The organism is Glutamicibacter nicotianae, from assembly GCF_016907615.1.
GTDB classification, from domain to species: Bacteria; Actinomycetota; Actinomycetes; order Actinomycetales; family Micrococcaceae; genus Glutamicibacter; species Glutamicibacter nicotianae.
Genome location: NZ_JAFBCH010000001.1, coordinates 1,408,639 through 1,431,726 on the forward strand (window position 1 = coordinate 1,408,639; position 23,088 = coordinate 1,431,726).

General features: G+C 61.8%; 25 protein-coding genes. 21 read left to right on the top strand and 4 right to left on the bottom strand.

Features of this window, described 5'->3' with window-relative positions:
* Positions 1–84: 84 nt before the first annotated feature.
* From miaB to dapF, 3 genes are read left to right on the top strand one after another with little or no spacing between them, the layout of a single operon-like run.
* Complete coding sequence (miaB, locus tag JOE62_RS06870) at positions 85–1,614, top strand: tRNA (N6-isopentenyl adenosine(37)-C2)-methylthiotransferase MiaB (protein WP_204721383.1); 1,530 nt, start codon at positions 85–87, stop codon at positions 1,612–1,614.
* A gap of 4 nt (positions 1,615–1,618) precedes the next feature.
* Positions 1,619–2,521 carry a tRNA (adenosine(37)-N6)-dimethylallyltransferase MiaA gene (gene miaA / locus JOE62_RS06875; RefSeq protein WP_204721385.1) on the top strand — a complete coding sequence of 301 codons (903 nt, stop codon included), beginning with the start codon at positions 1,619–1,621 and terminating at the stop codon, positions 2,519–2,521.
* A 32-nt stretch (positions 2,522–2,553) separates the two neighbouring features.
* On the top strand, positions 2,554–3,489 hold the full coding sequence (dapF, locus tag JOE62_RS06880) for a diaminopimelate epimerase (protein WP_204721387.1): 936 nt from the start codon (positions 2,554–2,556) through the stop codon (positions 3,487–3,489).
* A gap of 70 nt (positions 3,490–3,559) precedes the next feature.
* Here the strand turns inward: dapF and JOE62_RS06885 are convergent, their stop codons facing one another.
* Positions 3,560–4,165, bottom strand: coding sequence for a class I SAM-dependent methyltransferase (locus JOE62_RS06885; protein ID WP_038992599.1), 606 nt, complete (start codon positions 4,163–4,165; stop codon positions 3,560–3,562).
* 420 nt (positions 4,166–4,585) lie between these two features.
* Here JOE62_RS06885 and hflX point away from each other — a divergent pair, with 420 nt between their 5' ends.
* The 3 genes from hflX (at position 4,586) to JOE62_RS06900 (ending at position 9,335) form a co-directional block, all read left to right on the top strand.
* Positions 4,586–6,154 (top strand): GTPase HflX, encoded by a 1,569-nt coding sequence (hflX, locus tag JOE62_RS06890; protein ID WP_204721388.1) that lies wholly within the window; start codon positions 4,586–4,588, stop codon positions 6,152–6,154.
* Positions 6,147–8,144 carry an ATP-dependent DNA helicase gene (locus JOE62_RS06895; protein WP_204721390.1) on the top strand — a complete coding sequence of 666 codons (1,998 nt, stop codon included), beginning with the start codon at positions 6,147–6,149 and terminating at the stop codon, positions 8,142–8,144. Before hflX ends, JOE62_RS06895 begins: the two co-directional genes overlap by 8 nt.
* Positions 8,145–8,288: 144 nt before the next feature.
* Entirely contained in the window at positions 8,289–9,335 is a 1,047-nt protein-coding gene (locus JOE62_RS06900) for a glycoside hydrolase family 76 protein (protein WP_204721392.1), read from the top strand.
* A 56-nt stretch (positions 9,336–9,391) separates the two neighbouring features.
* Here JOE62_RS06900 and lexA read toward each other — a convergent pair whose 3' ends face one another.
* Positions 9,392–10,111, bottom strand: coding sequence for a transcriptional repressor LexA (lexA, locus tag JOE62_RS06905; protein WP_073706797.1), 720 nt, complete (start codon positions 10,109–10,111; stop codon positions 9,392–9,394).
* A gap of 258 nt (positions 10,112–10,369) precedes the next feature.
* Between lexA and JOE62_RS06910 the strand changes: the two genes are divergently transcribed.
* The 8 genes from JOE62_RS06910 to JOE62_RS06945 all read left to right on the top strand — a co-directional run bounded on the left by JOE62_RS06910 (position 10,370) and on the right by JOE62_RS06945 (position 16,590).
* Entirely contained in the window at positions 10,370–10,723 is a 354-nt protein-coding gene (locus tag JOE62_RS06910) for a LysM peptidoglycan-binding domain-containing protein (RefSeq protein WP_073706798.1), read from the top strand.
* 80 nt (positions 10,724–10,803) lie between these two features.
* Positions 10,804–11,910 carry a histidinol-phosphate transaminase gene (locus tag JOE62_RS06915; RefSeq protein WP_204721394.1) on the top strand — a complete coding sequence of 369 codons (1,107 nt, stop codon included), beginning with the start codon at positions 10,804–10,806 and terminating at the stop codon, positions 11,908–11,910.
* 22 nt (positions 11,911–11,932) lie between these two features.
* Entirely contained in the window at positions 11,933–12,553 is a 621-nt protein-coding gene (gene hisB / locus JOE62_RS06920; protein ID WP_013348471.1) for an imidazoleglycerol-phosphate dehydratase HisB, read from the top strand.
* Entirely contained in the window at positions 12,554–13,189 is a 636-nt protein-coding gene (hisH, locus tag JOE62_RS06925; protein WP_204721396.1) for an imidazole glycerol phosphate synthase subunit HisH, read from the top strand.
* Between the two features lie 2 nt (positions 13,190–13,191).
* Positions 13,192–13,341: a CG2302 family histidine operon protein gene (locus JOE62_RS06930; RefSeq protein ID WP_204721398.1), complete on the top strand. Its 150-nt coding sequence runs from the start codon at positions 13,192–13,194 to the stop codon at positions 13,339–13,341.
* 29 nt (positions 13,342–13,370) lie between these two features.
* Entirely contained in the window at positions 13,371–14,108 is a 738-nt protein-coding gene (gene priA / locus JOE62_RS06935; RefSeq protein ID WP_204721400.1) for a bifunctional 1-(5-phosphoribosyl)-5-((5-phosphoribosylamino)methylideneamino)imidazole-4-carboxamide isomerase/phosphoribosylanthranilate isomerase PriA, read from the top strand.
* Positions 14,109–14,329: 221 nt separating this feature from the next.
* Positions 14,330–15,211: an SseB family protein gene (locus JOE62_RS06940; RefSeq protein ID WP_204721402.1), complete on the top strand. Its 882-nt coding sequence runs from the start codon at positions 14,330–14,332 to the stop codon at positions 15,209–15,211.
* 41 nt (positions 15,212–15,252) lie between these two features.
* Complete coding sequence (locus tag JOE62_RS06945; protein ID WP_204721404.1) at positions 15,253–16,590, top strand: MFS transporter; 1,338 nt, start codon at positions 15,253–15,255, stop codon at positions 16,588–16,590.
* Here the strand turns inward: JOE62_RS06945 and JOE62_RS06950 are convergent.
* Together JOE62_RS06950 and JOE62_RS06955 are read right to left on the bottom strand one after the other, a co-directional pair.
* Complete coding sequence (locus JOE62_RS06950; RefSeq protein ID WP_204721406.1) at positions 16,587–17,138, bottom strand: GNAT family N-acetyltransferase; 552 nt, start codon at positions 17,136–17,138, stop codon at positions 16,587–16,589. The two genes, JOE62_RS06945 and JOE62_RS06950, sit on opposite strands and share 4 nt — an antisense overlap.
* Positions 17,139–17,234: 96 nt before the next feature.
* Positions 17,235–17,600, bottom strand: coding sequence for a DUF1844 domain-containing protein (locus tag JOE62_RS06955; RefSeq protein ID WP_204721408.1), 366 nt, complete (start codon positions 17,598–17,600; stop codon positions 17,235–17,237).
* Between the two features lie 328 nt (positions 17,601–17,928).
* On the opposite strand from JOE62_RS06955, the gene infC reads away from it, so the two are divergent.
* The 7 genes from infC (at position 17,929) to pheS (ending at position 23,085) form a co-directional block, all read left to right on the top strand.
* Positions 17,929–18,579: a translation initiation factor IF-3 gene (gene infC, locus JOE62_RS06960; RefSeq protein WP_413455903.1), complete on the top strand. Its 651-nt coding sequence runs from the start codon at positions 17,929–17,931 to the stop codon at positions 18,577–18,579.
* A 165-nt stretch (positions 18,580–18,744) separates the two neighbouring features.
* The gene (rpmI, locus tag JOE62_RS06965) at positions 18,745–18,939 is read left to right on the top strand and encodes a 50S ribosomal protein L35 (protein WP_013348480.1); all 195 of its coding nucleotides are present in this window, start codon (positions 18,745–18,747) and stop codon (positions 18,937–18,939) included.
* 104 nt (positions 18,940–19,043) lie between these two features.
* Positions 19,044–19,691, top strand: coding sequence for a 50S ribosomal protein L20, sunset domain variant (gene rplT / locus JOE62_RS06970; protein WP_038993693.1), 648 nt, complete (start codon positions 19,044–19,046; stop codon positions 19,689–19,691).
* Between the two features lie 111 nt (positions 19,692–19,802).
* Positions 19,803–20,681, top strand: a complete 879-nt coding sequence (locus JOE62_RS06975) for a TrmH family RNA methyltransferase (RefSeq protein WP_204721410.1) — start codon at positions 19,803–19,805, stop codon at positions 20,679–20,681.
* A gap of 25 nt (positions 20,682–20,706) precedes the next feature.
* Complete coding sequence (locus JOE62_RS06980; RefSeq protein WP_204721412.1) at positions 20,707–21,147, top strand: (deoxy)nucleoside triphosphate pyrophosphohydrolase; 441 nt, start codon at positions 20,707–20,709, stop codon at positions 21,145–21,147.
* 86 nt (positions 21,148–21,233) lie between these two features.
* Positions 21,234–21,863 carry an LppM family (lipo)protein gene (locus tag JOE62_RS06985; RefSeq protein ID WP_204721414.1) on the top strand — a complete coding sequence of 210 codons (630 nt, stop codon included), beginning with the start codon at positions 21,234–21,236 and terminating at the stop codon, positions 21,861–21,863.
* A 142-nt stretch (positions 21,864–22,005) separates the two neighbouring features.
* Positions 22,006–23,085: a phenylalanine--tRNA ligase subunit alpha gene (pheS, locus tag JOE62_RS06990; RefSeq protein WP_204721416.1), complete on the top strand. Its 1,080-nt coding sequence runs from the start codon at positions 22,006–22,008 to the stop codon at positions 23,083–23,085.
* Positions 23,086–23,088 lie beyond the last annotated feature (3 nt).

A 23,088-nucleotide genomic window follows, 5' to 3' on the forward strand; every position in this document is an offset into this window, starting at 1 on the left:
AGGCCGTAACCGTGAAGGCAACCAGGAGTCCAGCGGAGGCTCGCCTACATTTCAGCGGCACCCGATCTTCGGTAATCTTTAAGGGTGACTGAGCAACATACCTTGAGCAACATCGGCAGCGAAGAACTACCCCGTACCTATGAGGTACGTACCTTCGGCTGCCAAATGAACGTCCACGACTCCGAGCGCCTCTCTGGCCTGCTGGAAGATGCAGGGCTGAGCCGCAAGCCGGAAGAGCTGGCCGAAGAAGTCGCCGACGTTGTTGTCTTCAACACCTGCGCAGTGCGTGAGAACGCAGACAACAAGCTGTACGGGCACCTGGGCATGCTCAAGAACCTGAAGGCTGAACGCCCCAATATGCAAATTGCCGTCGGCGGCTGCCTTGCTCAGAAGGACCGCGACACCATCATCAAGAAGGCCCCATGGGTCGACGTGGTTTTCGGCACGCACAACATCGGCTCGCTGCCCACGCTGCTGGCCCGCTCGCGCCACAACCAGAAGGCGCAACTGGAGATCCTTGAATCCCTGGATGTCTTCCCCTCCACGTTGCCTACCCGACGCGAATCCGTGTACGCCGGCTGGGTCTCCATCTCCGTAGGGTGCAATAACACCTGCACCTTCTGCATCGTCCCTTCCCTGCGCGGCAAGGAGCGGGACCGTCGTCCGGGCGAGATCCTCGCCGAAATCCAGGCCCTGATAGACGACGGTGCCATCGAAGTGACCCTGCTGGGCCAAAATGTGAACTCCTACGGCGTGGAATTCGGAGACCGCCTGGCCTTCGGCAAGCTGCTGCGCGCTTGCGGTGAAATCGAAGGACTGGAACGCGTGCGCTTCACCAGCCCGCACCCGGCGGCCTTCACCGATGACGTCATCGATGCCATGGCGGAAACACCTAACGTGATGCCGCAGCTGCACATGCCGCTGCAGTCCGGCTCGGACAAGGTGCTCAAGGACATGCGCCGCTCCTACCGGTCCAAGAAATTCCTCGGCATCCTGGACAAGGTCCGCGAACGCATCCCGCATGCGGCAATCACCACCGACATCATTGTCGGCTTCCCGGGTGAAACCGAAGAAGACTTCCAGGCCACCCTCGACGTGGTTGAAGCGTCGCGGTTCTCCTCGGCCTTCACCTTCCAATACTCCAAACGTCCGGGCACCCCGGCAGCCGACCTGGACGAACAGCTTCCCAAGGCAGTGGTGCAGGAACGCTATGAGCGCTTGACGGCGTTGCAGGACCGCATTTCCAAGGAGGAGAACGCGAAGCAGCTGGGCCGTACCGTGGAAGTCATGGCCACCGAACAGTCCGGACGCAAGGCCGAAGAGACCCACCGTCTCTCAGGACGCTCGCAGGACCAGCGCCTGGTGCACTTCTCGGTACCTGAAGGTGCCCAGGCCCCGCGCCCTGGCGACCTGGTAACCCTGCCGATCACCGAAGTGGCGGCATTCCACCTGATCTCGGATCCCACCGTGGACCAGTACTCCCTGCGCCGTTCTCGCGCCGGGGATGCGTGGGACCGGGCGCAGGCCGAAAGCTGCGGGGTTCCAGCGCCGGCGGGGAGCGGATCCAAGGGCCGCACGAGCTTGGGCATGCCGACGTTGAAAGTGCGCAGCTAGCCATATGGCCACTTCGAACCTGCCGGTGATTGCCATCGTCGGCCCCACAGGTACCGGCAAGTCGGACTTGGCCATCGCCGTGGCGCAGGAATTGGGCGGGGAAATCGTCAATTCCGATGCCCTGCAGTTCTACCGCGGCATGGACATCGGCACCGCGAAGCTGCCGGTGAGCGAGCGTGGCGGCATCGAGCATCACCTGCTCGACACCATGGGCATCACCGAGGAAGCATCCGTTGCCGCATTCCAAGCCCAGGCCCGCGACCACTTCGCCCAAATCCGTGCCCGCGGCAAGGTTCCGGTGATGGTCGGGGGCTCAGGGTTGTACGTGCGGGCGGCCCTTGATGTGATCGATTTCCCGCCGACGGATCCAGAAGTCAGGAAACGGCTGGAGGCCGAGGTCGAGGCTCAAGGAGACGGACCGCTGCGCCGCCGGCTGGCCGAGGTTGACCCGGTATCTGCAGCACGCAATCTTGACTTGCGCCGCGCGATCCGCGCCCTTGAAGTACACGAGATTTCCGGTCGGGCCTTCAGCTCCTTCATGCCGCAACGCGAGTATGCCGCTCCGGCAATCCAGATCGGCTTGAACTACGACCGCCAGGCGTTGCATGAGGCCTTGGAAACCCGCGTGCACAAGATGGATTCCTTGGGATTTGCCGCGGAAGTCGAGGGACTGCTCGGCCAGGGATTGCGCGAAGGCAAGACCGCCTCGCGCGCCATCGGCTACCAGCAGTACATCGACTTCCTCGACGGGCAGATCACCCGGGACGAAGCCATTGACCAGACGGTCATTGCCACCCGCAAGTTCGCGCGACGCCAAATCACTTGGTTCAACGCAGATGAGCGGGTCAACTGGCTGAACCCGCTGGAACCGGGATTGCTGGAAAAAACACTGCAGATCATCGGCTAGCCAACGTACGAACGAAAACTCTAGGAGCATTGATGTACCGCACCGAATTAGGTCAGCTGGCCGGACAACGTTTCGCCAAGGGCCATGCCACCGGCAACGACTTCGTGCTGATTGCCGACCCGGAAGCACAGCTCGACATCAACGCCGAACAGGTGGCCGCCCTGTGCCACCGCCGCTTCGGCATTGGCGGTGACGGGCTGATCCGTGCCGTGCCAACCTCCAGGGTTCCCGGATACGAAGGGCAGTTCCTGGAGCATCCCAAGGCCTACTGGTTCATGGATTACCGGAACAATGACGGCTCCATCGCCGAGATGTGCGGCAACGGCGTTCGTGCCTTCGCCCACTACCTGATTGCCGAGGGGCTTGTGAGCCTCCAAGTAGGGCAAAGTTTCCAGATCGGCAGCCGTGCCGGCGTAAAGGAAATTACCCGACTCGCTGATGGCTACGCGGTGAACCTCGGCCCCTGGGGATTGATCTTCGAGCAGGAAGCCGCCGAAAAATCGGTGGACTCCATGGTCAAGCCCAGAGGCTGGGAGCAGGCGCTGCCAGCCTTGAGCATCACCATGGGCAACCCGCACACCGTAGTTGCCTTGCCAGACGTCCAGATGCTTGAAGAACTGGACCTGTTCGAAGCCCCCGAGGTATCTCCGGTCCCTGCCAACGGCACCAACGTGGAATTCGTGGTTCCTTCCGAGCCGCTGATCGAAGAGGACGGGGTTGCCCAGGTCCAGATGCGCGTCCATGAACGCGGAGTCGGCGAGACGCTCTCATGCGGTACCGGTGCGTGTGCGGCCGCGGCAGCAGTGCGCTATTGGGCCCGCAGCACCGCGCTGATCAACCAGTGGGCTGTCAAGGTGCCCGGCGGTGTCGTCGGCGTTGAATTCCGTGGCAATGCAGAGGGCGGCGAAGATACGATCCTCAGCGGCCCGGCAGACCTGGTTGCCCGCGGGATCATCGGTTCGGAGTAGACCTGATCGGCTCCACGGCAAAAATCGCAGAATGGCTCGGCGAGCCATTCTGCGATTTTGCTTTTTGCAATCAGGCCGGACGCGCTACCTTCAGCACGCGGAAGGCCTTGGCGGTCGCTTCACGGGTGATCTTCCAATCCGAGGGAAGCTGCTCAACCAGCCACTTCTGCAGCGAATCGCTGCCCAGGTTCTTCTGCACCACCATCCATGCCTCGCCACCCGGGGCCAACCGCGGCAACCACAACATCAGCAGTTCATGCAGGGCATCCTTGCCGATGCGAATGGGCGGGTTCGACCAGATGGTGTCGAATTGCAGGCTCGGATCCACGGACTCAGGGGTGCCGACAACCACGTTGGACAAGCCGAGCGCCGCGGCATTCAAGCGGGCCAGGTCGATGGAACGCTCATTGACATCCACGCCGTAGACCTCGGACTGCGGGGACTGCTCGGCGGCGGCCAGGGTGATGGGCCCCCAGCCGCACCCGATATCCAGAATGCGTCCGCGAGGGGTTGGCACGTACTGCAGCAGCACCGCCGTTCCCTTGTCCAGACCGGCGGGGGAGAAGATTCCCGAGGCCGTCTGCACCTTGCGCAACGAGCCGTTGAGCTCGACTTCGATGGTGCGCCGTTCATCTGCCGAGGCCGGGCTGGCGGTGAAGTAGTGATCCGAGGTCATAGGCAAAGCTTATCGCCCAGTACGGATACCCCAAAGATCAGCGTCGGCAACGTGAGCAAGGCGATATGGGCGTGAGCAGATATCACTGATAGAGTTTTCCCTATGACTTTCATTTTCGTCTAATACGTAGCCCTCTTGGTTACCCGCGGTTCCACGAGCTGGCCGCGCAGTTCTTGCGCGCCCATTTGCATGAATTAGCAGACGGCAAAGTCATTTCCCATTACCTGGCAGTTCTTCTTTCCAGAACCCCGCACACGCCTTTGCTTACCGGTAACCATGCATTCACCTGTTTGCCCATAGACCTTTACTCCTTGCAAAGGACCACGAATGTTTGATGAACCAACCGAAACTGAACGCGCCACGTCGCAAAGTGGGGTCCACCCGCACTATTCTGGAAAGCGAAGTACTTCTAAGGAGACCATGACTAACTCCGAGTCACACGAGCACGATTCGGCATCGATGGATGATGCCCAGATCCAGGCCGCCATCGATCGAATTCTCGCAGCCGATGATGCGCAGAGCCCGCAGGTTCAGCACTTCGGCGAAGAAGAGAATTCCATTTTCGCTGGCCAGGCTACTGCACTGAACCGTTTTTCCTCAGGCCTCAGCAATTTCGACGGGGACCAGGAAGATCTGGAGGATCGCCGCGCGCTGCGTCGCGTCGCAGGCCTGTCCACGGAACTGGAAGACGTCACCGAGGTTGAATACCGCCAGCTGCGCCTGGAACGCGTCGTGCTGGCGGGCATCTGGAGCGATGGTACCGTCGTCGACGCCGAGAACTCCCTGCGCGAGCTCGCCGCCTTGGCGGAGACCGCAGGTTCCGAAGTCCTCGATGGCCTGGTGCAGCGCCGCAGCAAGCCGGACCCTTCGACCTTCCTCGGCTCGGGCAAGGCCGAAGAGCTGCGCGGAATCGTTGCGTCAACGGGTGCCGATACCGTGATTGTCGATGCAGAGCTGGCGCCATCGCAGCGCCGTGCCCTGGAAGATATCGTCAAGGTCAAGGTTATCGACCGCACCAACCTGATCCTGGACATCTTTGCGCAGCATGCCCAATCGCGCGAGGGCAAGGCCCAGGTTGAATTGGCCCAGCTCGAATACCTGCTGCCGCGTCTTCGCGGTTGGGGCGAATCGATGTCCCGCCAGGCCGGTGGCCGCGTAGGTGCCGCCGGTGGCGGCATCGGCTCGCGTGGACCGGGTGAAACCAAGATCGAGATGGACCGCCGCCGCATTCGCGACCGCATGGCGAAGCTGCGCCGCGAGATCAAGGCCATGAAGCCTGCCCGCGAAGCCAAGCGCGCCAATCGCAAGCGCAATGAGGTTCCGGCCGTGGCCATTGCCGGCTACACCAACGCCGGCAAATCCTCGCTGCTCAACCGCTTGACCAACGCCGGGGTGCTGGTGGAGAACGCGCTGTTCGCTACCCTGGATCCAACCGTCCGCCAGTCGGCGACCGAGGACGGGCTGACCTACACGCTGGCCGATACCGTTGGCTTCGTATCCAACCTCCCGACCCAGCTGGTGGAAGCCTTCCGTTCCACCCTGGAGGAAATCGCCGATTCGGATCTCATCCTGCACGTCGTTGACGGGTCCCACCCTGATCCCGAAGGGCAGATCCAGGCGGTGCGCACCGTGCTCGGCGAAGTCGACGCGTTGAACATTCCAGAGATCATCGTGGTTAACAAGGCCGATGTGGCCGACCCGTTCGTCGTCGAACGCATCCGCAACCGGGAATCCAATACCGTGGTCGTCTCCGCGCACACCGGTGAGGGCATCCAAGAGCTGCTGGAAAAGATCAGCTCGTCGATTCCACGCCCCGGCATCCAGCTTGAGGTGCTCATTCCCTACAACCGCGGGGATTTGATCGCCAAGCTGCACCAGAGCGAATCAGAGATCTTGGAAAGCGAACACCTGGAGGAGGGCACCCGGATGATCGTCAAGGTGCGCGATTCCCTAGCTGCAGAGTTGGAGACCTTCAACCTTCATGGATAAGCAAGAGCAGGCCCTGGGGCTGCTGGAGGCCGCGGTCACTTCCATGGGCGGAGCCATGCGCACCGGCCAGCAGGAAATGGTCAAGCATGTGGTCAGTGCGCTGGAAGATGAAAAGCACTTGCTGGTGCAGGCAGGCACCGGCACCGGCAAGTCGATGGGCTACCTGATTCCGGCATTGGCCCACGCGCAGACCAGCGCCAAGCCGGTGATCGTCTCCACCGCGACCTTGGCGCTGCAATCGCAGATTGTCGGCCGTGACGTGCCGCGGTTGCTCGAATCGCTCAAGGGCAAGCTCTCGCGCCCGATGGATGTGGCCCTGCTCAAGGGACGCTCGAACTACCTGTGCCAGTACAAGCTCGGCGGCGGGTACCCGGATGACGAAGGCACGCTTTTCTCGATGGATGAGCCGGCAGCACCTGCCGGCACCACTTATTCGCCGTTGGCCAGCGAGGTCATGAAGCTGCGCGAATGGGCTGAAGAGACCGAGACCGGTGACCGCGATGAGCTGGTGCCCGGGGTCAGCGACAAGGCGTGGAAGCAGGTCTCGGTTTCGGCCATGGAGTGCTTGGGGTCGCAGAAGTGCCCGATGGCGGATGAATGCTTCTCGGAGATGGCTCGTGCCCGTGCCGCGGAAGCGGACGTGGTCATTACAAACCACGCCCTACTGGCGGTATCGGCCTTCGAGGGGCTTTCTGTCCTCCCGGACTTCGAAGTCGCGATCATCGATGAGGCCCACGAACTGCAGGACCGCGTGACCAGTTCGGTTTCCGGGGCGCTCTCCGCACGCATGGTGCTCACCGCGGCTGGCGGCGCCAAGCGCCATTGCGGAGTGAACGTGGACGAGATGGTCAAGGCGGCGAACCGCCTGGAAAAGTCGTTGACCGGCGTGCCCACGGGGCTGCTGGAACATGGCCTGCGCGAAGACATGGGCATCGCCCTGAACGACATCGTGGAACAGGCCCGGCTGGCGTTGGCGCTGTCCAAGCCGGAAGCCAATGCACCGGCTGACGGCGGGCGACAGACCGCCCGCTCCCAGCTGCAGTCGGTGATGGACGATGCGATTCGCATGCTCGAATCAGAAGAACGCCGCGAGGTGCTGTACACCACCCGTCCGCGGGAGTTTGTCGAAGGCCGGGGATACGTCGAAGCTGACGAGACCCAGCCAGCCACGTTGAACGTTGCCCCGTTGTCCGTTGCCGGCAAGCTGCGCGAAGGGCTGTTCGATGGGCGCACGGTCGTCTTGACCAGCGCTACCTTGGCTATCGGTTCGCAGTTCGATTCGGTCGCAGGCTCGCTGGGCTTGATGGGCGCCGGGGCTCCGTCCTGGACTGGCGTGGACGTCGGCAGTCCCTTCGACTACCCGAAGCAGGGCATCCTGTACGTAGCCAAGCATCTGCCCAAGCCGGGCCGCCAACTGGCTGCGGAGACGCTGGATGAGATCGAGGATCTCATCAAGGCCTCCGGCGGCGGTGCACTGGCTCTGTTCACTTCGAAGCGCTCCGCCGAAGAAGCGGCAAGCATCTTGCGCGAACGCCTGGACGTGGACATCCTGTGCCAGGGCGAGGGCAGCATGAAGTCGCTGGTCGAGCAGTTCAGCAGCGAACGTGACACCTGCCTGTTCGGAACCATGACCCTGTGGCAGGGCGTTGACGTGCCAGGAGATTCCTGCCGACTGGTCATCATCGACAAGATCCCGTTCCCGCGCCCGGACGATCCGATCTCCAAAGCCCGTTCCGAAGACGTGGCCAAGCATGGCGGCAACGGCTTCATGCAGGTGGCCGCCACCCATGCGGCGATTCGCCTGGCCCAGGGCGCTGGACGCCTGATCCGTTCGATCGGGGACAAGGGCGTGGTGGCGATCCTCGATTCGCGCATGGCCACTGCACGGTACGGCAGCTTCTTGAAAGCAACCCTGCCGCCGATGTGGCCGACTGTCGACAAGAAGGTCATTACCGGAGTTCTCCAGCGTTTGAACCCGGACGGTAAATAGCCGAATCATGGAGCATGAACTTGAGCTGTCCTTGGACTGAGGGCAGCTCAAGTTCTTTATGCCCTATCTGCAGGACGCTCGGCGATGCACTAAGGTCTGTGACAAGAACTGATGCCGCGTGAATCGAAAGGCACCATGGAGTCCATGCAAGAATTGGCACACCAAGCCGCCATCGACACCCATCAGCGTTTCGGGCGTCGCCTCTTGCGGCTGCCCGGAACCTGGATTGGGCAAAGCTACAGCAGGGCGCACCGGTTGCGCGACGGAAGCATGCTCAGCGATCTCAATGGCTGCGCGCACCCGTTGTCGGAGTGGAACTATTGGTGGCAGGCGCATTACCTGGATGCCATCATCGATGACGGCCACTCCTTCTTGGCGGCAGGCGACGCGGAATCGGCGCGAGCCGAGTTGGCCAGGGCCAATCATCTGTTGCATGGCATTCGAATTCGCAACTTCGGGATGCTGCCCAACTACTTCTTCGACGATATGGCGTGGCTTGCCTTGGCTAGCGGCCGACTGGAGCAATTCGCTCTGGCAGTGACGGGAGAAGGAAACCACGCTGCCCAGACGGCAGGCAGGGTGCTGGGAAAACAGCTTCATGCTGGCATGGACGAGGTGCTGGGCGGCGGCCTGTACTGGTCGAAAAAACGGGATTTCAAGAATACGCCGGCCAATGCGCCGGCGGCACTGTTCTTCGGCCGAACCGGACAGAAGGACACCGCACGGCAGGTTCTCCAATGGCTGGAGAAGAACCTGTTCAGCACCGAGCGTGGGCTGTACTTGGACGGGCTGCGGTTGGCCAGCCAGGGGCACACGGTGGAGCCAGCGATCTATACCTACAACCAGGGCACGGTGCTAGGCGCGTTGCTTGAGCTTGGCGAGCCGGCCGATCTGGCTCACGCCCAAGTGCTGATCGATGCGACCACGCACTCGCTGTCTTCCGCTGCCGGAGTACTCGCGTTCAACCGCGGGGGAGACGGGAACCTTTTTGCCGGAATCCTGTGCCGGTATCTGGCCCTCGCCGCGAAAGATCACCGCTTGGAAGCACCAAGCAGGGAGCAGGCCAGGAAACTGGTCACGGCAACTGCAGGCCATCTGATCGACCAAGAACCGCGCCGGCTCTCGGCGGCAGTCCAGCGCTGGATGATCTTCGCCGCGGCCGCCCAGATCGAGCTCGAGGCCGGCGAGTAGCTGATTAAACGAAAATTGCGCTGGTGCCAAGCACCAGCGCAATATCCACACGAAATCTAGAGCGAGCGCATGACCGAGACGACGCGTCCCATGATCTTTGCTGCATCACCCAAAATCGGTTCGTAGCGCGAGTTCTGCGGAAGCAGCCAAGTATGCCCATCACGCTGCCGGAAGGTCTTGACAGTCGCTTCCTCGTCCAGCAGGGCTGCGACGATGTCGCCGTTGTCTGCCGTCTGCTGTCGGCGGACAACTACCCAGTCGCCGTCGCAAATCGCGGCGTCAACCATTGAATCGCCGGACACCTTGAGCATGAACAGTTCGCCGTGGCCCACGAGCTGACGAGGCAACGAGAAAACATCCTCGACGGACTGTTCTGCCAGGATCGGACCGCCAGCAGCAATACGGCCAACCAGCGGAACCATGGTGGTGTCAGCAGAAGTGCTCAGCTCAATGATCTTGGCGTCTTCGCTGGCAGCCGGCTCGACCGGCTCCGAGACCTCGGCCTTTTCGGCATCGTCGGACAATTGCAGCGGAAGCAGGATTTCCATCGCGCGCGGACGGCGTGGGTCTCGACGGATATAGCCGAGCTTTTCCAACTGGCTCAACTGGTGGGTCACGCTCGAAAGGCTCTTGAGTCCGACAGCGTCGCCAATCTCACGCATCGATGGCGGATAACCGTTCTTGCCGATAGACCGCTGAATCGTCTCAAGGATCTTCTTTTGGCGAATCGTCAGCGAACGTGCATTCGATCGGGGAGTGCGTTGTGATGCTGACATGAGATTTTGCCTTCCCTAGCAATCATTCGAAAGTTTGCGTGTCCAAACTGTCGGAGCTAGATGGTGAGATGTTTTCATTGCTCGTCTACTTCGAAATCTTAGTAGATAAGCGAGCTTCTTTCAAAGATTTGTTCGAAAACTTCTGGACAAGTTCCGCGAATCTCTGTTAGAACAGATATACGAGGTTCGAACAAGTTTTCGAATCCGTTCTTTCGAATAAAAATTCGCATCACTTGAATTTCTTGAGGAGACAACGTCATGGCTACCGTCGCACTTGACTCAGATCAGACCCAAGCGCCGCTGAAAATCCGCATCAACCGCCGCGGTTGGGCTGTGCTGGTGGGGATGCCCGTTTTCGCACTCACGATCGCTGCTGCTTTCTTCTTCTCCATGTTCGCCTCTGACGCGCATGCCGCGGCAGAAGATCCTGCTGGGGTTGGAACCATTGATGTCACCGTGATCCCCGGGGATACGCTATGGAGTTTGGCTCGCGACTATGCCACCGGTTACGACGTAACTTCCGCAGTTGGCCACATCGCGGAGCTCAACGCCTTGGACGGCAGCGAAATCCAGGTAGGAGATACCTTGTCGATTCCGGTCATTGCCGGCTAGTTTCCCCTGCTGTCCAGTGTTTGTTACCTGCAGCCGTAGCGGATTCACTGGCGGGCTCGCTGCGCACGTAGACTTGATGCGTGAATGACCGCAGTGAACTTTTGAGTCAGCTGCCCTTGCGTGAGAATCTCCGCGGGCTATCCCCTTACGGCGCACCGCAAATTGACGTGCCGATCCAGTTGAACGTCAACGAGAACACCCATCCGTTGCCACCGGTAGTCGTAGACGCCATTGCCCAGGAAGTGGCCAAGGCAGCGACAACTCTGAATCGCTATCCTGACCGCGAATTCACCGAGCTTCGTGAACTTCTTGCCGATTACCTCGGCCACTCGCTCACCAAGGAGAACATCTGGGCCGCTAACGGTTCGAATGAAATCCTGCAGCAGATCCTGCAAGCCTTCGGTGGACCAGGCCGTACCGTGATGAGCTTCGGCCCCACCTACTCCATGTACCCGCTGTTGGCCAGTGGTACTGATACCACCTATATCGCCGGTGAACGCGCCGAGGATTTCACCTTGTCCGCCGAATCTGCAGCCGCGCAGGTCCGCGAGCACAAGCCGAATATCGTGTTCCTGTGCTCGCCGAACAACCCCACCGGCACCGCCCTTGGCCTTGATGTCATCACGGCCGTGTACGAAGCCATGAGCGAGCACAACGGCATGGTGATCGTTGACGAGGCGTACGCCGAATTCTCCTTGGCCAGCACCAAGTCCGCACTGAGCCTGCTTGAAGGCCGCCAGCGATTGATCGTCTCGCGCACCATGTCCAAGGCATTCGGCCTGGCCGGCGCACGCGTCGGCTACCTGGCCGCCGCGCCAGAGGTCACCGATGCCATCCGCTTGGTGCGGCTGCCGTACCACCTGTCGGCCGTGACCCAGGCAACGGCGATCGCCGCCTTGAAGAACATCGAGTTGCTGCTGGCGCAGGTCGAAGACATCAAGTCCCAGCGTGACCGCATCGTCGCGCGCTTGAAGGAACTGGGCCTGAAGCCATCGGTCTCCGACTCCAACTTCGTCTTCTTCGGTGGCGTCGAAGACCCCCACGCTATTTGGGAAGGCCTGTTGGAAGCCGGCATCATCATCCGCGACAATGGAATTCCGGGGACCTTGCGTGTTACGGCCGGAACCGAATCAGAAACCACAGCCTTCTTGGAACGACTTGCCGAACTGCTCGGCTCGCAGAAGTAATCAAAGACAAGCGAAGGAAGACATGTCTGCCGAATTGATTGGCGCACGTCGCGCCCGCATGGAACGCGTGACCAGCGAATCGTCCGTATTCGTTGAATTGGATCTCGATGGAACCGGCGTCTCGGAGATCAGCACCTCGGTGCCGTTCTATGACCACATGCTGACTGCGCTCTCCAAGCATTCGCTCATCGATCTCACCGTGCGTGCTACCGGCGATACCCACATCGATGTCCACCACACCGTTGAGGACACCGCGATCACCATCGGCGAAGTGCTGCGCGTGGCGCTGGGCAACAAGGCAGGCATCCGCCGCTTCGGCACCTCCTACGCTCCGCTGGACGAGGCGCTGTCCCGTTCAGTCGTCGATGTCTCGGGCCGGCCATACCTCGTGCACTCCGGCGAGCCTGCTGGCCAGGAATACCACTTGATCGGCGGACACTTTACCGGCTCGATGACCCGCCACGTCTTCGAAGCCATCACCTTCCACGCACAGATCTGCGCTCACATCGAGGTGCTCTCGGGCCGCGACCCGCACCACATTGTCGAAGCGCAATTCAAGTCCTTCGCCCGCGCCTTGCGCGAAGCCGTAGAGCGCGATGAGCGCATGGGCGACAAGATCCCATCCACGAAGGGTGCCCTGTAAGTGGAGAAGAAAACAGTAGTTGTCCTGGACTACGGTTCAGGCAACGTGCGTTCCGCCGTGCGCGCCTTGGAAGCCGCCGGCGCCGAGGTGGAACTGACCGCAGACCCGAAGAAGATCGTGGCTGCCGACGGACTGGTAGTCCCGGGAGTCGGCGCCTACGCCTCGGTCATGGAGCAGTTGACCGCAACCGGTTCCCTGCGCTGGATCGGCCGCCGCATCGCAGGTGGCCTGCCCGTCTTGGGGATCTGCGTGGGCCACCAGGTATTCTTTGAAGAAGGCGTGGAGCACGGAGTGAAAACCGAAGGCATCGGCGAATGGCCGGGCAAGGTTGAACGCCTCCAGTCGGATGTCATTCCGCACATGGGCTGGAACACGGTGCGCCCGCCGGAAGGATCCAAGCTTTTCGCCGGCATCGAGAACGAGCGATTCTACTTCGTGCACTCCTACGCTGTGCAGAAGTGGGAATTCGACGTCACCCAGCCGGCGATGACCCCGCCGCAGGTGACCTGGTCGACGCACGGGACGCCATTCGTGGCCGCCGTCGAAAACGGCCCGCTCTCGGCAGTCCAGTTCCACCCGGAGAAGTCCGGCGACGCTGGCGCACAGCTGCTGCGCAACTGGTTGGGGACACTCTAGGCATGTGGAGCCTCATCTTGGGTGTTGTCGGGGCCTTCCTGATCGGCGGGGCCATTTCGCTGAAGAACCAGAAGGCCCATATTTCATGGATCATCGCGCTCTGGGTGCTTGCAGGCATGAGCCTGATCGCAGCCTGGGCCTTGACCTACTAACCACTTTTTACTTCTTCACTAAGGACATCATGAGCGAGCAACCAATCCTCGAACTCTTGCCTGCGGTAGATATCGCCGGCGGCCAGGCGGTGCGCCTGGTCCAGGGCGAAGCCGGTTCCGAGACCGGATACGGCGACCCGCTGGAAGCAGCGCTTTCCTGGCAGAACGCCGGCGCCGAATGGCTGCACCTGGTCGACCTGGACGCAGCCTTCGACCGCGGTAGCAATGTCGAGATCGTGCAGCGCATCGCCAGGGAACTGAACATCAAGGTCGAGCTCTCCGGCGGAATCCGCGACGACGCCTCTCTGGAACGTGCACTGGAATTCGGCGCTACCCGCGTCAATCTCGGTACCGCCGCACTGGAAAACCCGGAATGGACGAAGCAGGCCATCGCCCGCCACGGCGACAAGATCGCCGTGGGCATGGACGTGCGCGGAACCACCTTGTCCGGCCACGGCTGGACCAAGGACGGCGGCGACCTGTGGGATGTGCTGGCTCGCTTGGAAGATGCCGGATGTGCCCGCTACGTTGTCACTGACGTGACCAAGGACGGCACGCTGCGCGGTCCAAACGTTGAACTGCTGCGCGAAATCGCTGCCAAGACCAGCAAGCCGATTGTCGCCTCGGGCGGCATCTCCTCGCTCGAAGACCTCCGCGTCTTGCGTGAGCTGGTTCCCGAAGGCATCGAAGGCGCCATCATGGGCAAGGCGCTGTACTCAGGCCAGTTCACCTTGCAAGAAGCCCTCGATGTGGCAGGCCGCCGCTAGGCACCAAGCACCATCCGTGAAAGGCGATTCAGAAGCCCCCTGCTTCTGGATCGCCTTTCCATTTGTGAAGCCGGATTTCTGCAATACCTCCTCCTGGCAGCGATTGCGCACAGACGGCAGGGAATGAAATCTGAAATGCCACCGTTCGGGGTGTCCAAGCTCATGAATGCAGTTTTGGAACTTCCTGCCATCAACCTCGAAACCACCGATAGCATGGAGCTATGAGCACCGAGCAACCTGAATCCGCACCCAAACGCCATCTGCCGGGACATATTGTCGCTGCGCTGGCGCAGGCAGGCTCAGAAACCGACTCTGCCGGCCAGAATTGGGAAGGCCGCGACCTGAGCGGCGACGGCAACCCCCTGCATAACTTCGACAAGGACGACGGCAAGGCCGACGCCAATGTCGTTGCTGCTTTGGCAGCCATGCGCGCGGGCACCGCGGGGGAGGGCGAAGTGCATCAATCCTTGTCACAGGCGCGCGTTTTCGTTGCGGTGGTCGCCCAGCTCGGTGAAGAAGCGATTACCGAACACGGCTTCGCCTCCGATAAGGAAGCCGATATGGCCCTGGTGAAAATCAAGGCCCCGGACGGCCGCATGGCTCTGCCGATCTTCACCACAGTTGAACGGCTTCAGGCGTGGCACAAGGAAGCCCGGCCGGTGGCGGTCTACGCCCCGCGGGCGGCCCTCTCGGCAGTCAGCGAGGAATGCCAGCTGCTGGTCCTCGATCCCGGAAGCGATTTCACCTTCGTGCTTCGACGACCGGGGGTCTGGAACCTGGCTAAGCAGATCGAGTGGATTCCGAGTTATCAGAATCAGCAGATCGCCAACCTGGTGCAGGATGCGACCGAAGGCTTCAGCCAGTTGCAGACCGTCAAGGTTGCCCCGGGCAGGGGAGTCGGCTCCCGCAGCAAGGACGGGCAAGTTGTCCTTGGCGGAGGTTCCGGACCGGAACTTAACCTGCAGTTCGTTTTTGCTCCTGGAACGAGCGAAAACGATGCACGCGAGGCAACTCGCGCAATCCACGGGCGTTTGTCCCAGAACACCGAATTCGCTGAAGCAGTGGATTCCCTCGAACTCAGTTTGCACAGCGCGCCGAGCTAGACCGGCGGGCTCCTTTTGACCAGATAAGGAACTTTCCGGGCATGAAAAGCTATTGGCAGATCCTGCGCCAGCCGCAGATCTCACTGTTGTTGCTGATTGGCATGATTGCCCGCCTGCCGCACTCTGCCTTGAGCATGCTGCTGCTGCTGCATCTGGTGAACAACCTCGACCAATCCTGGGTTTCAGCGGGCCTGGTCACGGCAGTCATGACCCTGGGCATCGCCATCGGCGCACCCTGGCGCGGAGCCCGCGTGGATGTCTGGGGACTTCGCCGCGCGATGATCCCCTCGGTGATCGTCGAAACCCTCGTCTGGTGCACGGTGCCCCATGTTCCGCTGGTTTGGGTCTACCCCTTGGCCTTCATCGGCGGGCTCTTCGCACTGCCGGTCTTTTCCGTGGTGCGTACCGCACTGGGCATCATGACCACCGGTGAGCAGCGCCGTACCGCCTTCGCTCTGGACGCAACCGCCACCGAACTGGTGTTCATCGTCGGCCCGGCCAGTGCCGGCATTGTCGCCACCCAGGTCAGCAGCGTCATCGGCTTGAGCGTAATTGGCGTAACCTCGACGGTGGCCGGTTTGGCGCTGATGATCCTGAATCCGCCAACACGCAGCGACGACCCCAAGGCGATTGCTTCACGGGCCAACGTGCACGAAGAACGCCTGGGCGCGGAAGCCAGCTTCATTGCCGCCGCACCGATGGGCGTGCCCGAAGTCGAAGGCGAGCTGATTGCCGCCGGCATGAAATCCGCCCGTGCCCGGATCAAGCAGCGCGGACGCAACTTCAAGAACCGTTTCAACTGGGTCAGCGCTTCGGTCCTGGCGGTCTTCATCGCCTCGGCCGGAGCGGGCATGCTGCTCACCGGCACCGAGGTGGCCATCGTGGCCGAACTGGATGCGTCGGCGCAAAGCCACCAGCTTGGGCTGGTGTTCTTATTCTGGTGCGGCGCCTCGTTGATCGGCGGCCTGATCTACGGGTCGATGACCCGGGTCATCTCTCCGCTGGTGCTGCTGCTGACCATGGCAGTGCTGACCATACCGATGTATTTTGCGTGGGATACCTGGTCGTTGGCGCTGTTCTCCGCCTTGCCCGGCTTCCTCTGCGCGCCAACGCTGTCGGCGGCCTCCGAATGGCTTACCGACCTGGTGGCTGAAAAGCGCCGAGGCGAAGCCATGGGCTGGTACGGTTCGGCGATGACCGCTGGCACCGCGCTGGGCTCTCCAATCACCGGCATCTTCGTCGACAACTTCGGTCCGGCTCCTGCCTTTATCGGCATCAGCACGATGGCCGCGCTGGTTGTAGTGATCGCGCTGATCGCCCAGCAGATCCGCCGTCGCGTGCGCCGTGTCCGCCGCCGTCGCCTGGAAACGATCGCCTAGGCGCGAGGCGCTGGCCTGAGCCGCGAGTACATGTACATGTCCTTGCGGTCGGAGCCCACCCGTTCCCAGCTGCGCAGCAACCCTTCGCGCTGGAAGCCGCAGGCTTCGGCGGTCCGCCACGACCCCTCGTTCCAGGGCTCCACGTAGAGCTCCACCCGTTCGACGCCCGGATGCTCCAAGCCCCAGGCCGCCAGCGCGGTCAATGACTGCTTGGCAATGCCACGCCTGCGCCACCCAGGGGCGATCCAGTATCCGATGCTGGCCCGGCCCTGGTGGGCGTCGCGCAGCCAGAGGCCGATCTGCCCGGCAGCGGCATTTGTCGACGAGTCGGCGATGGCAAATGAGTACCCGCTGCCCTCGGCGACCCGGCGGTGCTGGCGTTCGATGAATGCCGCGTAGTCCGCTTCGGTCCCTTGCGCCGGGACAGTGGTGATCCGAGGAATGTACGGGTCAGCGGACGCCTGCCGCACGGCAGGGATGTCGCTGGGCTGGAAGGGGCGTAGGCGGTAGGCCCCGGCGTCCAGCACTGGCTGTTCGAGCATCTGCATGCTTCCAATCTAGCCCGTGATCCGAACAACAATGGACCCGTTTCCCGAAGGAAACGAGTCCATGATGTTAATCTCTTAAAATTCGGCCAATATTACCTAGTTGACCGGTCCGGTGAACTTCTCGCCCGGGCCCTTGCCTGGTGCATCGGGGATGATCGAAGCTTCGCGGAAGGCCAGCTGGAGGCTGCGCAGTCCGTCGCGCAAAGGCGCCGCGTGTTGGGAGCCGATCTCCGGCGCACCGGCGGTGACTAGGCCTGCCAGTGCGGTGATCAGCTTGCGGGCCTCGTCGAGATCCTTCAGCTCATTGGCATCTTCGCCCTCTGCAAGGCCGCACTTGACTGCTGCTGCACTCATCAGGTGAACAGCAGCGGTGGTGATGATTTCAACTGCTGCAACTTCAGCGATATCGCGCACCTGCTGGTCCACAGTGTGCTGGTGCGAGTTGGTGTCTTCGTTAGTCATACTGCTAAGCTTGTCACAGACCGACTCGATGCCGGTACTTCTCGCAGTTCTCCAGTTAGCCCTGGACGAGGGATTCGTACTAGTATTGAGCCATGCAAGTGGAGGCCAACTCCCACCCGCTGTCGCCGTTTCAGGCTTCCGGGTAATTCGGCAGGATCACAGCAATGCGATCCCCAAGCGCTTACGCGGGAACTTCCCGTGTTCGGCTGTGTCGTTCTTTCTGGCCTTCGCCTGCAATCGCAGACGGAGGCCTTCTTTGTTTGCGGTCATGGATTACGAATTTCAGGAGTGACACATCAGCGATCCACGCATTAACGAGCGCATTCGCGTGCCAGAGGTACGTCTCGTCGGCCCTAATGGTGAGCAGGTAGGCATCGTCCGCATTGAGGACGCGCTTCGTCTTGCTCTCGAGTCCGATCTGGACTTGGTCGAGGTGGCACCCAGCGCCAAGCCTCCAGTGTGCAAATTGATGGATTTCGGCAAGTACAAGTACGAAGCCGCCGTCAAGGCTCGCGAAGCTCGTAAGAACCAGACCAACACGGTCTTGAAGGAAGTCCGCTTCCGCCTGAAGATCGACACCCACGACTACGAGACCAAGGTCGGCCACGCAGTGCGCTTCCTGGGCGCAGGCGACAAGGTCAAGGCCATGATCCAGTTCCGTGGTCGTGAGCAGCAACGTCCAGAGATGGGCATCCGCTTGCTTGAAAAGTTTGCAGCAGACGTCGCCGAAGTTGGAGTCATTGAGTCCAGCCCGCGCATCGATGGCCGAAACATGGTCATGGTTGTTGGTCCGCTGAAGAACAAGGCAGAGGCTCGCCGCGAGCAGCAGCAGAAGTCGGGTGGCCGCAATTCGGCCAAGCGCAAGATCCGCACCGACGCTCCGGTCGAGACCGAGGGCCAGAATGTCGCAGCTTCCATGGATGATGACGCCCGCGCCAAGCTGGAGCAGGCACGTCAGGCAGCTGAAGGCGACGCCTAGCCAAGCCTGTTGGGCTTTCGGGCCCGTCACCGTTCACGGTGAAGGATTTTCCTCCGGGAAGATCCAACTACAAAAGAACAACAGCGGTCACCTTTATCGGGGCCCGCTTCGGATGATCCCCACCCGGTGCCTTACCGGGTGGAGCACGTAAGGAGAACGGCAGCTATGCCGAAGTTCAAGACTCACAGTGGCGCCAAGAAGCGCTTCAAGCTCACCGGCAGCGGTAAGCTCGCTCGCCAGCAGGCCAACCGCCGCCACTACCTGGAGCACAAGTCCTCGCGCGTTACCCGTCGCCTGGCTTCTGACCAGATCGTCGCCAAGGCCGATGTGAAGACCATCAAGCGGATGCTGGGCCTCTAAGCTCTCCCTTTCGCACTACGGGGAAGCAATACCCCACCACCCATAGATTTCACCCATCCCGCGGCATTGCGGGCACTGGGGAACTGACTTGAAGGAGTACACACGTGGCACGTGTGAAGCGGGCAGTAAACGCCCACAAGAAGCGTCGCGTCGTTCTGGAACGCGCAAAGGGTTACCGCGGTCAGCGTTCGCGCCTGTACCGTAAGGCCAAGGAGCAGCTGCTCCACTCGTTCGTTTACAGCTTCAACGACCGCCGTAAGCGCAAGGGCGACTTCCGCCGCCTGTGGATCCAGCGCATCAACGCTGCATCCCGCGCCAACGGCATGACCTACAACCGCCTGATCCAGGGCCTGAAGGCTGCTCAGATCGAGGTTGACCGCCGCATGCTCGCAGAGCTGGCTGTTTCGGACTCGAACGCTTTCGCCACCCTGGTCAAGGTTGCAAAGGACGCTCTTCCAGCTGACGTCAACGCACCAAAGGCTGCTGCTGAGGTTGCTGCCCCTAAGGCTGAGAAGGCTCCAAAGGCTGCTGCCAAGGCTGTCGAGGGCGAAGGCGTAATCAAGGCTGTTGAAGGCGAAGACGCTCCTGAGGGCTTCGTCATCAAGGGCAACGCCGGCTCGAACAAGTACCACGTTCCGGGTTCGACCTGGTACGAGCAGACTGAAGCAGAGTACTGGTTCAACTCCATCGAAGCTGCCAAGGCTGCAGGCTTCGAACCAGCTGGCGGCGAATCCCGTCAGCAGATGAAGTAATTCTCTTCTCCCTTTGAGCTGAAGCTCAGGTAGGACAGATCACAACGAAGGGCGGGTCCCGCGCATAGCGCGGACCCGTCCTTTGCGTGTATCTACCGGTATTCTCGAGTCATGAGCAGTTTTCCTCCAGAAGTGATGTCCAATCCACGCGCTGAACGGGTCAAGGCCATCGCGCGGCTGGCCAAGAGCAAGGGCCGCGAAGCCACAGGCGAATACCTCGCCGAAGGCCCGCAGGCTGTTCGCGAAGCGCTCAAGGCCCATCTGGAGGACGACAACCTGGTCCAAGGCGTCTACGCCGTCGGCGGGTTCCTGGAAAGCCACGAGGAATTCGCGCAGCTGCTCGACGAGGCGAAGGTGCCAACCCGCATCGTCACTGGCGAGGTGCTGCACGCCATGGCCGACACCCAGACCCCGCAGGGCATTCTCGCGGTCGTCGCCATGTCCCAGCCGCAGCTGAGCGAGGTGCTGGACACCAAGCCGAAGCTGATCGCCGTGCTCTGCCGCGTGCAGGATCCGGGCAACGCCGGCACCATCCTGCGCGCCGCCGATGCCGCCGGAGCTGATGCGGTGATCCTGACCAAGGGCAGCGTGGACATCTACAACCCGAAAGCCGTGCGCTCCACCGCCGGCTCGCTGTTCCACCTGCCGGTGCTGAGCAACATCGAATTCGACCACCTGGTCGCCGCCGCGAAGAGCACCGGAAGCCAGGTCCTGGCAGCCGACGGCTATGCCGCCCACAACCTCGATACCCTGCAGGATGCCGCTGTGCTGCGCGCACACCAGCCAGGCACCGCCACACCCGAAGGCCAGCCGGTGCTCGAAGCGCCCACCCTGTGGCTGTTCGGCAACGAAGGCCAAGGCCTGGACGAGCACGAGAAGGACGCCGCCGACTACCGCGTGGCAGTGCCGCTCTACGGTGTCGCCGAATCCCTGAACGTGGGGACCGCATCCACCGTCTGCCTGTACGCCTCCGCCCGGGCCCAGCGCTAAGCGCAGAAGAGCGTCCTGAATACCCATGAGCACTGAACTCAAGCAAATTGTCGCCGTGGCCATCGTCGATGACCTGGCCCGGCCCACCAAGCTATTGGCCGCGCGCCGCAACCGACCAGCAGCCCTCGCAGGGCTCTGGGAATTTCCCGGTGGCAAGGTCGAACCGGGGGAGAGCGAAATCCAGGCAGTGCACCGCGAGCTGCGCGAAGAACTCGGGGTGCAACTGCGTCTTGGCGCCCCGATCCCGGGCCCGCATCCGCAAGGCTGGCAACTGAACGAGAAGGCCGCCATGCGCATGTGGTTCGCCCAGATCGCCGAGGGGGAGCCAGCACCGCTGGACGGGCATGACCAGCTGGCCTGGCTCCAGCTCGATGACTCGCTGGGTGGCATTGTCCCATGGATTCCAGCCGATGCGCCGATCGTTGCGGCATGCCTGGCCCTGGCACGTGCAGGGGCGCAGGGTTAAACACCCGTAAGCTTGATACCACGCCAACATCTGGCATATTGCCTATCGCCGATATTTTTTGAGGAGCACACTTCGTGAAGCGAATTATGAGCGTTATCGCTCTGGCCTTCGCCGCCGTCCTAGCACTTTCCGGCTGCGTCAACATGAACGCAGAAGTCGACATCTTGGGCAAGGACAAGGTCGCCGGGGCCATGCAGCTGACCCTGCACAAGTCGACGCTCAACGGCGTCAGCTTCGAGGAAGTGCTCAACAGCCAGATCGACATCGAAGCGATGGAACAGCAGCTGGGGGACCAGTGGAGCTACAGCAACGTTGATGATGGCGAGAACGTGGGCCTGCGCTTCGAGACCACCAGCCCGATGACCTACGTCCAGCTGGCCGACGCATTCAGCCTCTTCGGCTTCGAGATCAACCTGAGCGACGACGGGCAGGAATACACCTTCTCGATGCCGGGCGACAAGGCAGCCGTGGATTCCTCCTTCACCGAAGCTAACCTGCACGTCACCTTCCCGGGGGCTGTCACCTCGCACACCCCGGGTACCGTTGAGCACCATACCGTCACCTTTGACATGATCCAGGGAGCCACCGCCTACGAGGCCACCGGCAAGGTCAACCACGCCATGTTCTACTCCGCAGTGTTCGGCGGGGCGCTGCTGGTCTTGAGCCTGGTCTTCGTGGCTGCATTCGCACCCAAGGCCGCGAAGGAAGCGCACTAGAAAGCGGGAACCCCGCTTCAAGGTAAGAAGCTTCACGCCAAGGGCCCGTCATCGGTGAAACGATCACGGGCCCTTAGCCATAGAATGGAAGCAGAGAATTCTACGCGTAAGTACAAGATAAGAGTAAGGATCGATCGATCCCATGTCTGATCAGACAACTGAACAAGCTCCTGTCGGGGAGTCAAATGTTCCGCACCCAACCGATGAAGCAGGCATCCAGCATGCTGTCGACGCCGCCCTGGCAGCCATCGAGGCATCCGGCGACCTGAACGAGCTGAAGGAAGCCCGCTTGGCCCATACCGGCGAAAAGTCGGCGCTGTCGCTGGCCAACCGGCAGATCGGCAAGCTGGACAAGTCCGAAAAGGCCGTGGCCGGCAAGCTCGTGGGCGGTGCCCGCGGACGCGTCAACAAGGCGCTGGCCGCCCGCACCGTGGTGCTGGAGGAAGCCGAAGCCGCCCGCATCCTCATCGAGGAAACCGTCGACGTCACCGCGGCAGCCCGCCGCCGCCGCGTCGGCGCCCGCCACCCGCTCTCGGTGCTGCAGGACCGTGTCGCTGACATCTTCGTCGGCATGGGCTGGGAAATCGCCGAGGGCCCGGAAGTCGAATCCGAATGGTTCAACTTCGATGCGCTGAACTTCAAGCCGGATCACCCGGCCCGCGAAATGCAGGACACCTTCTTCGTGGAGCCTGCCGACGCGCACCTGGTGCTGCGTACCCATACCTCCCCGGTGCAGGTCCGCTCAATGCTCGAGCGTGATGTGCCGGTCTACGTGCTATGCCCTGGACGCACCTTCCGCACCGATGAGCTGGACGCCACCCACACCCCGGTCTTCCACCAATTCGAGGGCCTTGCCGTGGACAAGGGCCTGACCATGGCCGACCTGCGCGGCACCCTGGAGCACTTCGCCCGGCAGATGTTCGGCGCCGAAGCGCAGATCCGCCTGCGCCCTGCCTACTTCCCGTTCACCGAGCCATCGGCCGAGCTGGACATCTGGCACCCGGGTGCCAAGGGCGGTCCGCGCTGGATCGAGTGGGGCGGCTGCGGCATGATCAACCCGAACGTGCTGCGCGCCGCAGGCATTGATCCGGAAGAGTATTCCGGCTTCGCCTTCGGCATGGGCATCGAGCGCACGCTCATGTTCCGCAACGATGTCCCCGACATGCACGACATGATCGAGGGCGACATCCGTTTCAGCCAGCACTTCGGGATGGAGATCTAAGCA